Below are 13,968 nucleotides of genomic sequence, written 5' to 3'. Positions count from 1 at the left end.
TAATGATTTGCTCGAACTTTTGTACGAAATTGCTGAGGTTCGGAAATTGGATTATTATTACTGATGAATCAACTACCGGGTACAAAAAATCATGTCGAGAGCAGTCCAAAATTTTGAATATGGCATAAAAGATGCCGAAGAGTTGCTTGCCCATTTTGATGCCTTGAACGGCAATCCCCCGCCGGGCAACGCTGAAGTTTTGAAGCGTGCAGGACTAGTGATGGCCTTAACGGCATGGGAAACGTACGTCGAGGATAGGCTGGTTGAGGCGATGGAGAAGAAGCTGGGGGCGGTTGAGGGAAGCTACGTCGGAGATTTTGTTTCGAGAAAATTGACTCAAGATTTAAAACAATTTCACAATCCAAATTCCGAGAAAACGAAGCGAATATTCCAAGAATATCTGGGTGTGGATGTAACCATGGGTTGGTCTTGGCAAAACCACGATCCGGAAAAGGCGAGAACAACTCTTAACGCCTGGATAGGGAAACGTGGTGATGCCGTACACCGCTCAAGACCGGCCAATATTGGAGCACCAGTAGCGCATCTAATTAAGAGAGATGAGCTCGAAAAAGTGATTCGATTCGTCAAAGATCTGGTTAAAGCGACTGATGCGTTCGTCGAAAAAAATACCTGGAGATTATCTTCCAAGAGACGAGCTTTTCTAATTGCGCCATTTCAGATCGTAGGCGCCCTCGATGACTACACTGTCAAAGCATTTAGACTCTTTCCCGCTTCGAGCCATGCTCTGACCCACAACGGTTGCCGCCCACGTCCAGTCCATGCTTCGGTGGAATTCTCAGGGTTACGGTATTTGACGGCCACAGAAGCCGCTTTGACACGGTTCGGGACTTTTGTGTTCAGAATATCTTCAACAGATAGACCAGCGCTTTGGGCGATGTGTAGGATCTGCTCACGGGCCTTGCTGATCGCCAGGAAGTGGCGGGTCTTGAGTGCTTCCTGAACTTGTGTTTCGAGGGTGCGGAGGTCTCGTAGGGAGAGCTTTGACAGGTTGTTCATTTTTTTCCTTTGGTATTCGTTTTGAATTATTGTTGCGCCGGAGGATTGTGTGGACTTGGCCTGGACATCATACTTTATAGATTCAGGTTGAATAGGCTTGAGCTGGCGCTTCGGGCCCAGTTCCAATTGGAAAGCGAACCCGAGCATTATATTCAGATACCTCCACGTGATACTTCGCATGTCGGGTAGCAACGCAATAGTGTCGGGTATCTAGTTGCCCGTCAAGGTGGGAATGCCAATAAACGCAATAAAAGGAATAGGTAATGTCGGGCATGTCGGGTATGGACGAAAGATTCTGGGAACCTCGGCTGTGGCGCATTTCGATTTCAATCTGAGCTACATTTCTTCTCCTTTTCTCTTTCTAATAAGTTTAGAAAAATACCCGACATACCCGACATGGACTTCTTAAAAGGTCAAGTTCGATTGACCATATAGGCATGTCGGGTACACCTCACACCCGACACTAACCCGACACCACCCGACACTTATACAATGAAGTTATTAGCTATTTCTGAGCTAGTCGCTGGGGTTGTTGGAAGTGATTGGAGAAACGGACAACGATACTCTGCGTTCCATCGGCTACCTGCGCTGATTCTTACCTTTTCAAATCCAACTCCTTGTAGTCGGTTTGCGAACGTATTGGACGCCAAATGTTGAAATCCGTTTTCGGTACTCCACTCTCGGAATTTCTGATAGAGCGTATATCCACCCGTCCACTTTGCCTTTTCGGCGGTCGCAATTAGGTGGTCCTCGGCAAACTGACGGACCGGATCGGAATTGATACGATACTCCTTCAGTTCAACCTCGGAGCTTACGGGTTTCACATAGTCCCCACGGACTTTTAAATTTCGCAACCCGGCCAATGCCCAGTTCAAAATGCCTGGCAATTCCTGCACCAATTTCGCCTCTCGGTTAACGTCCTTCTCGGCGTCTTTGAACTGCCTGTTGAAACGCATGATTACTGCACGGCGGGTGAAGCCGTCCGAATGGTCAAGCAATCTCGGCAACGTATTTGTAGCTCCAATTATTCGGCAGTATGGCCTGAACGAGAAGGAATCCTTGAACTTGCGTTCAGCTTGAATCACATCTCCCGAAGTGATAGCCTTCAGGTAACTATCGGACTGCGTAGCGCTGGCGGACATCTCCGCAGAGATGTTCACAAGTTTGCCCTGCAGCTCGGCACGGACGAAGGCTTTGTCCAGGTTCTCGATTTGGGCATAGCTGATGTTCGCCTTACCGATCAGTGCTGTAATGATCGACAGAATGAGCGACTTTCCATTGCCGCCTGCGCCGACGAGCCAGAGAAACTCGGTGTGGACCGTGCTTGGGATAAGGCAGTACCCGATAAACTCCTGGAGAAACTGGATCTTCTCAGCCTTGTCGGTGTCAGGTGAAAAGATCTCTCCCAATGTCTGAAGCCAGAGCGGACACTCGGCGCCAGCGTCGTACGTAATATCGACCTTGTTCGTCAGGTAGTGATCGTATGAATGTCCCAGCAGTTCATCCCTGATCGGGTCGAGCGTACCATTATTCAGGCAAATCAACGACGTGCTTCGCTCAAAGGTGTCAGGTGATTTGGCATATACGATTTTGATCAAATCGGCAATGCTAGACGTACTGCTGGCCGTCGCCTCTGGTCCCATCATCTTCAGTAGAGGTTGCTTGATGTGCAGATCCTCGATCAACGGAGACCAACTTCCATGGGCGTAGGCAACTACTTGACCGTTAAAAGCGGCCAAGTGCCCACCATGATTTACCTGCGCAAATGCACGAGCAATTTCCTGTTGCGTCCTCTTCTTTGGCGCGGAGGCTATCATTGTCGAGCTGTCATTTGACGTAGCGTTAGGCTTCGATGACTTCGAAGTGTTGTTGGGCGATATTCTCAACGCTGTCGTAAACGTCTCAGTATTTGTGGGTGGCAATGGCGGCAGCGGATCATCCTTAGGCATTACGCCTATCCATAGTGCGCTGCCAAGAGCGCTCAATCGTTCAGCCGTCCAGCCGTGCGCTTCGGCGTCGGCGAGATCGTATCCTGAATTTTTTTGGTCTTCGGGAACGCCCGCCAGCAGCAACGACAAGTTCATTACTGCTTCCACGTTTGCACCTGCGGTTCGCAATAAATCGATGAGCTTGTCCTTGTATGCTTGACCGGGCTCGTCGTCGTCTGGTGCAATTAGGATCGTTCTCCCGGCGAAAGGCGTGAAGTCGGTCTTCTCTGGAGCCTTCGCTCCGTTCAACGTAGTCACTACGGCAAAGAAGGGAAACAAACGTTGGGCAGCATCAGCAGCTTTCTCGCCTTCTGTGAACAGTATGGGCGCATCCGGTCGAGCCGCCATGCGATCCAGACCGTAAGCGGGGCGTGGCGAAGGCGGCAATGAGTGCTTCCACATCATATAGCCGGACGTATCCTTCACACACGAAAGTGGTCGATATTGCTTTCCCCTCTTCGTATTGAAGCGATTGACGTAGAACATCGGCGCGCCGGTTGCGTCACAATATTCCCACGTGTGCGATGGTGTGCCAAGGTCTGGCCCAAAGAATGTCGGGCGGCTCCTCATTGCTGTCGTTGGGATCGGCATGATGAACTCGAATTCTTCAGGCGATACGTTTTTCACGGTCATGGTACGTTGAACAACAGCAGCGCAAGCCTCAGGCGTAAACCCAGATACGAACTGAAGGATCTTTTCCGCAGCATCAACCTGACGAATGTTCTCGACGTATGCCACGAGGCTGACCAGGTCGCCACCTTTGTCCTCGGTTGAGAAATCGCTCCACATCCCGGTGTCAATGTTAATGGTGAACGATCCCAGACTGGTGTCGTTGCGTGTCGGGTTAAGGGCAACGTACTGCCTGTGACGCTGTTCGCCATCGGGAAGCCAATGTTCCAGCAGATCGTCGACACATTCCAACGCTAACGCTTTGGTTGCTTCGAAGTTCATACCGTTCGGCATCGACTGGTGCAGTTGCAACAAGCCTTGGGCCACGCATGCAGGGTTTTCGGTGCTACTAGCATTGGCGCCATTGTTGTTCATAGGTGCTGTTTGAGGCTCAATTTCGCCTTCTTTTTTTGAATTAAAATACATCTAGATACTTTCATTTATTATTTATACGATTTACATCGTTACTGGCCCGACAGAAGATTTCCCTCTTCTACGGGCCTTTCTTCGTTGATCACCCCAATGGCCATCAACAAGCAGGGGCGTTTTCCTAGATTGCCTTCTGCTCAAACCTTGGCCTCAGCGAAGCAAGTGAGAACCCGCTTTCCTGTGCGACCAATTGTGCTTTCTCCAAGTTCGGTATGACTCCATTCCTGGCCCACTTTCCAATTGCGCTGGTTGAGACGTCCAAGAATTGTCCCGCCATCTTGGCGCCACCCATGTTGAAAATTGCTTTTTTTACAGCTAGCTCGTCTCGCATTTTTGTATTCCTTTTTCGTGAAATTTCGGTGATTTTTTCATCACCTTGACTTATGTTAACCTCCGATTCTTGGCTGGATTGAAAAATCAAAAATATTTTTCTTGCGACTCCGCCGTGGGCCCTGTCATTCGACTCCCACTAGTTGGTGTGCGGCGCTCAGATCACAATATCAGTGAAGTACCTCACTTAGCCCTCTCAAACGCAAATTTTTAAATTGATCTATTTCATTGATTCTTTTTACCGGGAAGCCAAGACCTGACTCATAAACTTCTAGTTCAACTAGGTAACGATCGCCGAATGAAAGCGGAGGAAAGCTCCCATAGTTTTCGATGCAATAACCCCGTTCGATGATGACTCTCGCCAATAAATGAAGTTGAGCGTAGTTCTCCTCAGTGTTGACACGGGGCAAGTGCGAGTACATGGCTTTAAACCAGGCCAGTGCCTCTAAATAGGGAGTGGCATGAAGCGCCCAGTTGACTGCTGAAGAGTAAGTATCTCCTACAGCGTCTAGAAATCGCTTACTCCCCGGGAAAATTTCACTGGAAGTAGTTCTTGCCCATCTTGCGGACTTGGTCTTTGTGACGCAAGATTCGCATAGAATTCGTCGAAATTATCGTTTATGCTTGATCCCCGATGGTCTGTACTGTGGAAGGCTGAAGTGCCTACCGATGGGATCAATTTTGAGCGAACAGATGAGACAAAGACACCCTCTGATTTTGGTGAGAAAGCAGTGGGTTGACTTTTCTATTTTTTTGATGTAGACGTTGCTGAGTAAGACTTCAATCTTCGAAGGATTAACGGGGAGATTGCGTCCTTGAAGTCTCGCTTTGTTCCGAACAGAGGATCATCAGCCTCAAATATTTTCGCGTCGTCTCCTTCGAAGAGTAGATTTCTTAAATCAGAATCGGTGAGCTTTATCCCCGTCAATTTAGACCAAAGCATCAAATCTGCATACGGAAGCACCTTGTTTGAGCACCACAGCGCTACACGAGAAATTGTCGTGGACGGAATCCCTTTTTTAAGCCGTTTCCTGGCCGCTGCAATCGCCGCCTTGAAGTCTTCCCGCAAAGTTGCATCGTCAGCGGAAAGGTCTACTCTAAAGTTCGCAAAATTATCCAGGTTGTAGTACCGTGATTTCGCCAAGAGCTCATCAATAGGTGCTTCGTAGTTATCAGCTGTAAACTGCGCATCCGACGCCGCATCTCCGGGCGTCAATGGGGCATCACGAATGTGCTCTCTCACTTCGAGAACTGCATTGTAAAAATGGACAACGTCGATGGCTTTCACTGCCTCAACTGTCGACTTCTGTCTGCTGCGCTCCGAAAACCGCTTGAGAAAGCCGTGACCAAACGGAACAAGAGGCGCCGCAATCAGGCAATCGAGCTCAGCCTTTGCATAGTCACGGAAAGGGTTGGGTGCGATTTCAGTATTGGTGGGCCGGATCCCCAACTTGTCGATGATCGATCCCAAGTGCAATCGAGATTCGATAAGTGGAATCCATTGATCTGGCGAGAAGGTGCTAAGTATGGAATATTTTTCAAGGTGGAAGCCCTCTAGGCCACTTGGTCGGGTATATTTCATTCGGGGGTATCTGCCTACGGTCTGATTGTGCATTGAACTAGAGCAACAGCATACCCTTCGCATAGGCCTCATACCAGTGCCTTGATGGCGCGGCGGATTGCGTATATCCTCTTGCAAGGACAGGGCAAAAATCCTGTCCCAATTTTGTCCCACTGCGTTGGGCCAAGACAGGGAATTAAGCTGATTTTTGGGGGTGCGAAGCACACAGCGTCTTCTGCGGTCCAGGTCGGCCTGCTGACGATCTACGACATGTGCAAGGCGGTCGACCGCGGCATGGTCATGACCAACGTGCGCGTGCTGGAAAAACAGGGCGGCAAGTCGGGAGACTGGCATGCCGTAATCTGATTCTTGCAGGACCAGCGCGCGTCGTTTCTAGGCACCCCAATGCGCGGGTGCTGGATAAGCAAGGTCTTGAGCTGCGCTGGCGGCGGGGCCACCTCGTCACACACCCGTGCAAGCTACCCCGGCATGCTTTTTTAACACTTCTGTCGTGCATGTCCACGCGCCTTCCCCGCTGCGCGCCCATGTCACTTTTTTGCCATCGACGCTGCTCGGCCCCCCAATGATCGTACAGATCAGATTGGTTACCCCGGCAGTCGCCTCCGCGGTGGTAAACGTACAGTTGGACGTCGTGGTCCGCAGCTTGCTCGCTTCCATCACATCAGCAGCTGGCAAGTTCGGCTTGAGCACAAGCTCGGTATCGATACCGGTCTTACCTGCCGCTGCCTCGCCGATTGCCACACCCACTTTCGCTTTCGCGACATAATCCTGATAAGCGGGGATGGCCAAGGCGGCCAGTATGCCGATGATGACCACGACGATCATCAGTTCGATGAGAGTAAAACCGCGCTGCGGCGCTGGACCGCACGTTCCTGTCGACTTCATGAGAACCTCCACGTTATTGTTGTGCAGCTTGAAATTGGCGACCGCAAACGGTCATTGTTTTTACCACGCTTGTTCGACCTGATCCTGCAATGAGGAGTTCCGTCACTACTCGCGTCTTCAGGTCCGCCTTGTGCTACATCATCAAACGTGGCGTTCCGGGGGCCGCATGAAACGCGTTTTTTGCAGAGTCGGATGGCAAAGCAGGGATGGCGGGCGGCACAGGTGGCCAAAGCGGGAGGCGCAGACCGCAATTTCCTGCGACTGAAGTACGACTGAGTCATCGTTAGCAACGCCATTTACACATATGAAAAGCCCCGCAGCGTCTTCGACGCTGCGGGGCTTTTCAGGGACTTATCCGAACTGGGTCAGTCTAGATTACACGCCTGGGCATTCTTTTGGCGTCAGTTTCTTTGCAACGGTCGAAGCGCACGACCATGCGCCGGTGATGCCGCCGTCAGGAGTGTCAGCAGCACGGGTCCAGGTGATGGTTTTGGTAGCAACGTTGGTGTTACCTTTCAGCGTGCACACGATGGTGCTGGCACCGTCGGTACCGATGCTGGTGGTGATAGCGCAACGGTCGGTCGATTCACGCAGGCCGATTTCTTTAACATCGGTGATTGCTGTTTCCACGCCTTCGGCCAGTTTCGCTTCAGCTTGCACTTTACCTGGGCTGATTTCTGCCAGGCCGGATGCGACTTGCGATTTCGACACATAGTCCTGGTACGCTGGCAGTGCAACAGCAGCCAAGATACCGATAATTGCAACAACGATCATCAGTTCGATCAGGGTAAAACCGGCTTGCGCTTTTTTCATCATTTTCATCGATTTCATTTTTACTACTCCTAGTTGTGATTAATTCGGAACTTGTGAACCGCACTTGAGTATATGCAAGCGCCGTGCCAGCTCTCACAGCATCGTTTTCCCAAGCCAACTTCTGAAATCAATGCAGTTTTGACAATTTCTTGAATGAGAAGTGACATAGTTTGGCATTGCCATGTGCCACTTTTTGTCAGATCGCCGCGTTATACCGCCGCTGGACAAAAATGGTTAGTCAGTAGAACGGCATGTGCCTGCAGGGTCGAGTACTGCCGCTTTTCACCACGAGTCAGGCGAGGAGCAAGCGACAGAGGCACTCATAGTTACCCTCTTGGGGCTCGATGACCAGAACCGCTCGGCAGGTAGGCGGCACGCGCTAACACGCGCACGAACAGCTGCCATCTATTCGAATGCATACGCCAGTCCGGCTCCGCATGTGCGCGTATTGGATATGCTTTCGGGACGATACGGTTTATCCATACCAACGGCGTCAACAATAGGGCCAACCCGGTAAGGATAAGCAAAAAGGCTCGCCAGAAGCAAAAAGCCCCCTTATCAAAGGGGGCTCGACTGAAAACAGTATATTAACTGCATTCTTTCGGTTTAATTTTGGCATGCAGCGTAGAGCTGCACAGCCAAGCGCCCGAGGTATCCCCAGCGTCCTGACTGCGGGTCAGCGTAATAATCCTGCCTTCCACGTTGGTGCTGCCTTTGAGCGTGCACTCTAGCTTGCTGTCGCCTGCGGAGCTGATGAAGACGGTAATTGCGCAGCGCGACGTCGTCGATTGGATACCGAGCGCTTCCGGTTCCGTCAGGGCCGTCTCAACGCCTTCTGCCAGTTTCGCCTCAACGATAACCTTTCCAGCAGTAATTTCCGCCAGTCCAGTAACCGCCTGCGCTTGTGCCACATAGTTCTGATACGCTGGCAACGCGACGCTGGCGAGGATACCGATAATGGCCACGACAATCATCAGCTCAATCAGGGTGAAGCCCGACTGAGCGCTTTTCAGCTTGCTCGTCACTTTCTCGATTTTTCTCATTGCAAACATAATTTCCTCGCATTAACATTACGAAGAACGTTGCAATTGCCGTGCCAGACTGTTTTGCGGCTATTAGGGAGGTTTTTATTGGTTTGTACAAGAATTCGTCAGTTTCCCTGCCGGTAAGCACAAAAATTGTCACGTGGAAACGACAATTTCTGCCATCGCGCCATTGCCTCCCGCCGGACCAATGGAAGGCGCATTCAGGCAGGCGTGAGGTGAAACACCATATCTGCCCCTGCTAACCCGATCGCGTCGCCGTGTTCCAAGCGGCGCGGAATCTTGCCAGGCGCTACGCCGTTGACCAGCGGCGCCACATCGCCATCTACATGAGCCAAGTAATACGCCCCACTCTGGCGCGTAATGGCCACTACCTGCACGCCCGGTTTGCCAAGCGTCGACAGCGGTTTGGTCAAGGTCAGCCGCTTGCCGGCACTCGGCCCGGTCCTGACCTCAATCGAACCGACCATGGCGGCTGCCGGACCATCTGCTGCGGCTGCAAGCCGCCGCGGCCCACCGATAAATTCCAGCTGAAAGCGCGCCACGACAATGGTGTCGTGGTCTTCCAGCATGTGCTTGGCCACCCGCTTGCCGTTGACATAGGTGCCATTCGTGCTGCCCAGGTCTTCCACGAACACATCGTTCATGATGAAGTTGAACGCCGCATGCGCACCGCTCATGGCCGGATGCGGCAGGACGATGTCGTTGTCGGGCCTGCGCCCGAGCGTCATGCGGTCCTTGTCGAGTTCGACCTCGCGTATCACCGCATGATTGCGCGATATGATAATTTTCGCCACGCTTGCCCTTTCGGTGGGTGACCCGCCAACGAGAACGGGGAGCTTGCGCTCCCCGTCATTATTCACTACCTTTGCCTTGGCTTACAAATTACAGCATGGCTTTCAGCAAACGCGCCATTTCCGACGGGTTTTTGGTTGCTTTAATACCGCAGGCTTCCATGATGTCGAGCTTGGCTTGCGCGGTGTCGGCGCCACCGGAAATCAGTGCACCGGCATGGCCCATGCGCTTGCCCGGAGGGGCGGTCACGCCAGCGATGAAGCACACCACCGGCTTTTTCATGTTGTCTTTAATCCAGTAAGCCGCGTTGGCTTCGTCAGGACCGCCGATTTCGCCGATCATGATGACTGCGTCGGTATCTGGATCGTCGTTGAACATCTTCATGACGTCGATGTGCTTCAGACCGTTGATCGGGTCGCCGCCGATGCCCACTGCCGACGACTGGCCCAGGCCCAGCGCGGTCAACTGACCAACCGCTTCGTAGGTCAAGGTGCCCGAACGCGAGACCACGCCGATGCGGCCCTTGCGGTGGATGTGACCCGGCATGATGCCGATCTTGATTTCGTCAGGGGTGATCAGACCTGGGCAGTTAGGACCGAGCAGCAGGGTCTTGGAACCGGCCTTGGCCATGCGGTCCTTGAGCGCCATCATGTCACGGACTGGAATGCCTTCGGTGATGCAGATTGCCAGGTCGAGTTCGGCTTCGACGGCTTCCCAGATCGCGGCGGCCGCGCCTGCTGGCGGGACGTAGATGACCGACACGTTGGCGCCGGTTTCTTTTTTCGCTTCAGCAACGTTAGCGAAAATAGGAATGCCTTCGAAATCTTCGCCGGCTTTCTTCGGGTTCACGCCGGCAACGAAGCATTCCTTGCCATTCGCGTAATCGCGGCACATGCGGGTGTGGAATTGACCGGTCTTGCCGGTAATCCCCTGGGTGACTACTTTTGTATCTTTATTGATCAGAATCGACATGTTTGTTCCTTCGAATTAGGCTTTATGAGCAGCAGCAGCGGCTACCACGGCCTTGGCTGCGTCTTCCATCGTATCGGCGGCGATGATCGGCAGGCCGGAGTCGGCCAGCATCTTCTTGCCGATGTCTTCGTTGGTGCCCTTCATGCGCACAACCAGAGGTACCGTCAGGGAAACCGCTTTCGATGCGGTGATCACGCCTTCGGCGATCACGTCGCAGCGCATGATGCCGCCGAAAATGTTGACCAGGATGGCTTTCAGGCCTGGATTCTTCAACATGATCTTGAACGCTTCGGTGACTTTTTCAGCCGTTGCGCCGCCGCCCACGTCGAGGAAGTTGGCAGGCTCGCCGCCGAACAGCTTGATGGTGTCCATGGTGGCCATGGCCAGACCGGCGCCGTTCACCAGGCAGCCGATGTTGCCGTCGAGCGAGATGTAAGCCAGGTCGAATTTCGATGCTTCGACTTCGGCCGCGTCTTCTTCGTCCAGGTCGCGGTAAGCGACGATGTTCGGCTGGCGATACAGGGCGTTCGAATCGAAATTGAATTTGGCGTCGAGCGCGATGACCTTGCCGGAACCGGTCAGGATCAGGGGGTTGATTTCGGCCAGCGATGCATCGGTTTCCCAGTAGGCTTTGTACAGGCCCTGCAGCTGAACGCGCGCGTCGGCGATCGATTCAGGCGGCACGCCGATCTTGGCCGAAATGTCGTCCGCTTCGGCGTCGGTCAGGCCGACCGATGGGTCGATCGCGATCTGGTGGATTTTTTCCGGGTTCGAATGGGCAACTTCTTCGATATCCATGCCGCCTTCGGAGGACGCCATCAGCACCACGCGCTGGCTGACGCGGTCGGTGACCATCGACACGTACAGTTCTTTCTTGATGTCCGCGCCTTCTTCGATCAGCAGGCGGCGTACTTTCTGGCCTTCCGGGCTGGTCTGGTGCGTGATCAGCTGCATGCCCAGGATCTGTTCTGCGTATTCCTTGACTTGTTCCAGCGACTTGGCGACCTTCACGCCGCCGCCCTTGCCGCGACCGCCAGCATGGATCTGTGCCTTGACTACCCAGACCGGACCGCCGAGCGTCTCGGCTGCTTTTACAGCCTCTTCCACGGACAAGCACGGAATGCCGCGCGGTACCGTCACTCCATACTGCCGGAGGATTTCTTTGCCTTGATACTCATGGATTTTCATGCTGGCTTCCCTTCTTCTGATACTGATTTGTAGAAAATACGGTTGAAATGCGGAAAAAAAACGGGCAAGCGGGGCTAACCCGGTACAGCTTTTGCCACCCAGCGCGGATAGTACACCGCGACGGCGGGACCGTCGGCGCGCAGGGCATGGCATTTATCGATCTGGAACGGCCGTTCCGGCAAGGGATCGTGGCCGGGCCCGTCGCGGGTCTGGATCACGTCGTTGGCGTAGGCCTGGATCGCCGCCGTCGGCAGGATCTGGGCCAGTTCGCTCAGGTGCGTGCAGCCAAGCACGCCGGACAGCCGCTCTTTGACGCCAAGGCGAAAGCCCTTCATCAAGGACAGACCGATCAATTTTTTGTAAGCGGGGGCTATGGTATCGCAATAGCCCGGGTACGGAACCGCATCGGACGCGGCTTCGGCATCGACAATGGTCAGTTCGCGGTTGATGGTGATGCGCAGGTGCAGGTTATGCAAGGGGATGCCGCCGCTCCGCACGCCGGACGCCAGGGTCACGTCGCGCACCTTGACGTCGCTGATGCGCGCGTCGAGATCCCACAGGCCATCATCGCGCGCGTACGCTGCGACTTCGATGGCGCGCGTATGGCGCAGGGCGCGAGGGACGGGAGAAGACAGGGGCATGAAGACAAGACCAATGCCGGAAAATGCGGCGTAAATAGTTGCAGCCGGTGTACACATCGTGCACGTTGCCGCAGCTTCTACGGCAACAACCGCTCATGCGGCGCTGCTTAAACCCCAAAAGTTTAGCACATGCCGGAGTCCAGTTGCGCTGCAACATAGTTTTTTGGGGCAAGATGCGCGAAATTTCATCAGTTGGGGCGTTTTTTGGTATCGGTTGCGCGGGTGCGGCGGATGGGTGAAGGGGACTGATATATATATAGAGGGCGGCGTACTGCGCGGACGACCTTGTCGCGGCACGGGACGCTACGTTGTGATGTTGCGCCCGAACCAAACCACCACGGGAACGGGCAGGACGAAGCCGAGCCAGCGCAGCTTGACCAGCCAGTTGCCGGCGACGATCTCACGGCGGCTCTAGAGGGCCAGCACGATCATGTTGAGCGCGACGGCGATGCAAGCGCCTTTGAGGATCCACCAGGTGGCGACGACTTCCATCATGTTGTGAAAGGCATCCGGGGAACCCTTGAAGTCGGAGTCGGGGGCGCTTTGCCAGTCCAGCGACATCTGGCCGAAGTGGATCGCCAGGGCGACTGTCAGCCATTGGACGGTCAACAGGGCCCTCAAGCACGCCGGACTCATCCTCGGCTCGTGCTGTTGCATGTTCCACCGTGACCTTTCACGTAGCGCCGTTTTGGTTCAAGGGAAAAATTCAATTCCCAACGTTATCCCCAGCGAGGCGAATAACATCATATCGGCCGGTCTAAGAATATCACCAACGTTTTTTGGCTGTAAAACGTCAATATACAATCCCACTATGCCCCCACTCTTCACGACTGAGGTAAGAAAATCTGCGTGAATACTCATTGATCTGCCAAATTTGGTCGCGGCATCGAAAAAATGGAGCTCATCAACAATATCTGGGTTGCATCCCCAAAAAGTTTCATTATTAAATCCCGGTAGAGATTTCCCATCGGGAGTCATCCGAGAGTCGCCTGTGCTCCATCCAAGATGCGGCTGCAGCCCAAGCTTGGCGGTTATTAAATCCATCGGAATGTGGGGATGCTTGATTACGAATCTGAGCTTAAACAGCGGCAGATTGCCCTTGAGATTCTTCTTTTTCTCGTTGACCACAGTCGAGCCTTCTCCTTTTCACTGCCCTTGCGGGCCTGAGTCAGGGCGGGAAGTATCTGTCCCTATGCCCCATCCTGGCGACACCGGGCCGGCCCGCTCTGCTGTGGTCAAGTAATTTCGGACACCACGATAGGTTCGCGTACTGCCATTTTCCGTTCGTAGACGGCGGGCGACAGATTGCCCAATGCTGAATTGATGCGTTTGCAGTTGTAGAAGCCGACGATGTAATCGGTGATGTCGGCCTTGGCCTCGGCATGATTGGCATATTGGCGCTGCCAGACGCGTTCCATCTTGAGGTTCAAGAAGAAGCGCTCTGCAACGGCATTGTCCCAACAATTTCCCTTGCGGCTCATGCTGCAAACGAAGCCGTGTTCTGCCAGCAGATCCTGGTAAAGCGCGCTCGCGTACTGGCTGCCCCGGTCCGAATGGACGACGAGTCCCGGTGCCGGTTGCCGCTGTTGAATGGCCATGTTCAACGCGTCGCAGAC

13 protein-coding genes and 2 pseudogenes are annotated in these 13,968 nt (G+C 53.5%); 2 read left to right on the top strand and 13 right to left on the bottom strand.

The genetic code is table 11. The features are described 5' to 3' along the window. Positions 1-91 precede the first annotated feature (91 nt). Positions 92-610 (top strand): annotated as a pseudogene (locus tag F1609_RS34385) (HEPN domain-containing protein); the annotation flags it as partial. Positions 611-699: 89 nt separating this feature from the next. Here F1609_RS34385 and F1609_RS00070 read toward each other — a convergent pair. The 3 genes from F1609_RS00070 to F1609_RS00060 form a co-directional block, all read right to left on the bottom strand. Beyond that, the gene (locus F1609_RS00070; RefSeq protein ID WP_167074474.1) at positions 700-1,017 is read right to left on the bottom strand and encodes an H-NS histone family protein; all 318 of its coding nucleotides are present in this window, start codon (positions 1,015-1,017) and stop codon (positions 700-702) included. 485 nt (positions 1,018-1,502) lie between these two features. Further along, complete coding sequence (locus F1609_RS00065; RefSeq protein ID WP_167073475.1) at positions 1,503-4,100, bottom strand: phage/plasmid primase, P4 family; 2,598 nt, start codon at positions 4,098-4,100, stop codon at positions 1,503-1,505. A gap of 1,078 nt (positions 4,101-5,178) precedes the next feature. Further along, positions 5,179-6,015, bottom strand: coding sequence for a DUF6387 family protein (locus F1609_RS00060; protein WP_167073473.1), 837 nt, complete (start codon positions 6,013-6,015; stop codon positions 5,179-5,181). A 207-nt stretch (positions 6,016-6,222) separates the two neighbouring features. On the opposite strand from F1609_RS00060, the pseudogene F1609_RS00055 reads away from it, so the two are divergent. Then, a pseudogene (locus F1609_RS00055) lies at positions 6,223-6,360 on the top strand (cyclic pyranopterin monophosphate synthase MoaC); the annotation flags it as partial. A gap of 96 nt (positions 6,361-6,456) precedes the next feature. Here F1609_RS00055 and F1609_RS34380 read toward each other — a convergent pair. From F1609_RS34380 to F1609_RS00005, 10 genes are all read right to left on the bottom strand, one after another. Further along, the gene (locus F1609_RS34380; protein ID WP_167073472.1) at positions 6,457-6,900 is read right to left on the bottom strand and encodes a pilin; all 444 of its coding nucleotides are present in this window, start codon (positions 6,898-6,900) and stop codon (positions 6,457-6,459) included. 375 nt (positions 6,901-7,275) lie between these two features. After that, complete coding sequence (locus F1609_RS00045) at positions 7,276-7,731, bottom strand: pilin (RefSeq protein ID WP_308609332.1); 456 nt, start codon at positions 7,729-7,731, stop codon at positions 7,276-7,278. A 569-nt stretch (positions 7,732-8,300) separates the two neighbouring features. Beyond that, positions 8,301-8,756: a pilin gene (locus F1609_RS00040; protein WP_187362883.1), complete on the bottom strand. Its 456-nt coding sequence runs from the start codon at positions 8,754-8,756 to the stop codon at positions 8,301-8,303. A gap of 203 nt (positions 8,757-8,959) precedes the next feature. Continuing rightward, positions 8,960-9,553 (bottom strand): FHA domain-containing protein, encoded by a 594-nt coding sequence (locus F1609_RS00035; RefSeq protein WP_167073470.1) that lies wholly within the window; start codon positions 9,551-9,553, stop codon positions 8,960-8,962. A gap of 88 nt (positions 9,554-9,641) precedes the next feature. Then, positions 9,642-10,523 (bottom strand): succinate--CoA ligase subunit alpha, encoded by an 882-nt coding sequence (gene sucD, locus F1609_RS00030; protein WP_099874964.1) that lies wholly within the window; start codon positions 10,521-10,523, stop codon positions 9,642-9,644. Positions 10,524-10,538: 15 nt separating this feature from the next. Next, positions 10,539-11,711, bottom strand: coding sequence for an ADP-forming succinate--CoA ligase subunit beta (sucC, locus tag F1609_RS00025; RefSeq protein WP_167073468.1), 1,173 nt, complete (start codon positions 11,709-11,711; stop codon positions 10,539-10,541). Between the two features lie 74 nt (positions 11,712-11,785). Next, entirely contained in the window at positions 11,786-12,352 is a 567-nt protein-coding gene (locus tag F1609_RS00020) for a DUF2889 domain-containing protein (RefSeq protein ID WP_167073466.1), read from the bottom strand. Between the two features lie 411 nt (positions 12,353-12,763). Continuing rightward, positions 12,764-12,961: a hypothetical protein gene (locus tag F1609_RS00015; protein ID WP_167073464.1), complete on the bottom strand. Its 198-nt coding sequence runs from the start codon at positions 12,959-12,961 to the stop codon at positions 12,764-12,766. A gap of 84 nt (positions 12,962-13,045) precedes the next feature. Beyond that, entirely contained in the window at positions 13,046-13,480 is a 435-nt protein-coding gene (locus tag F1609_RS00010) for a hypothetical protein (protein ID WP_167073463.1), read from the bottom strand. A gap of 107 nt (positions 13,481-13,587) precedes the next feature. Continuing rightward, positions 13,588-13,968: DDE-type integrase/transposase/recombinase (locus F1609_RS00005; RefSeq protein WP_167073461.1), on the bottom strand; the 381-nt coding region annotated here is incomplete at its 5' end.

The organism is Massilia aquatica (genome assembly GCF_011682045.1).
In the GTDB taxonomy this organism is placed as follows: Bacteria; Pseudomonadota; Gammaproteobacteria; order Burkholderiales; family Burkholderiaceae_D; genus Telluria_A; species Telluria_A aquatica.
This window is presented reverse-complemented; position numbering and strand designations above follow the sequence as displayed.

Bases quoted from the DNA above. Each gene is read 5' to 3' on its own strand.
- F1609_RS00070 (WP_167074474.1), bottom strand. From the start codon at position 1,017: ATGAACAACCTGTCAAAGCTCTCCCTACGAGACCTCCGCACCCTCGAA.
- F1609_RS00065 (WP_167073475.1), bottom strand. From the start codon at position 4,100: ATGTATTTTAATTCAAAAAAAGAAGGCGAAATTGAGCCTCAAACAGCA.
- F1609_RS00060 (WP_167073473.1), bottom strand. From the start codon at position 6,015: ATGAAATATACCCGACCAAGTGGCCTAGAGGGCTTCCACCTTGAAAAA.
- F1609_RS34380 (WP_167073472.1), bottom strand. From the start codon at position 6,900: ATGAAGTCGACAGGAACGTGCGGTCCAGCGCCGCAGCGCGGTTTTACT.
- F1609_RS00045 (WP_308609332.1), bottom strand. From the start codon at position 7,731: ATGAAATCGATGAAAATGATGAAAAAAGCGCAAGCCGGTTTTACCCTG.
- F1609_RS00040 (WP_187362883.1), bottom strand. From the start codon at position 8,756: ATGAGAAAAATCGAGAAAGTGACGAGCAAGCTGAAAAGCGCTCAGTCG.
- sucD (WP_099874964.1), bottom strand. From the start codon at position 10,523: ATGTCGATTCTGATCAATAAAGATACAAAAGTAGTCACCCAGGGGATT.
- sucC (WP_167073468.1), bottom strand. From the start codon at position 11,711: ATGAAAATCCATGAGTATCAAGGCAAAGAAATCCTCCGGCAGTATGGA.
- F1609_RS00020 (WP_167073466.1), bottom strand. From the start codon at position 12,352: ATGCCCCTGTCTTCTCCCGTCCCTCGCGCCCTGCGCCATACGCGCGCC.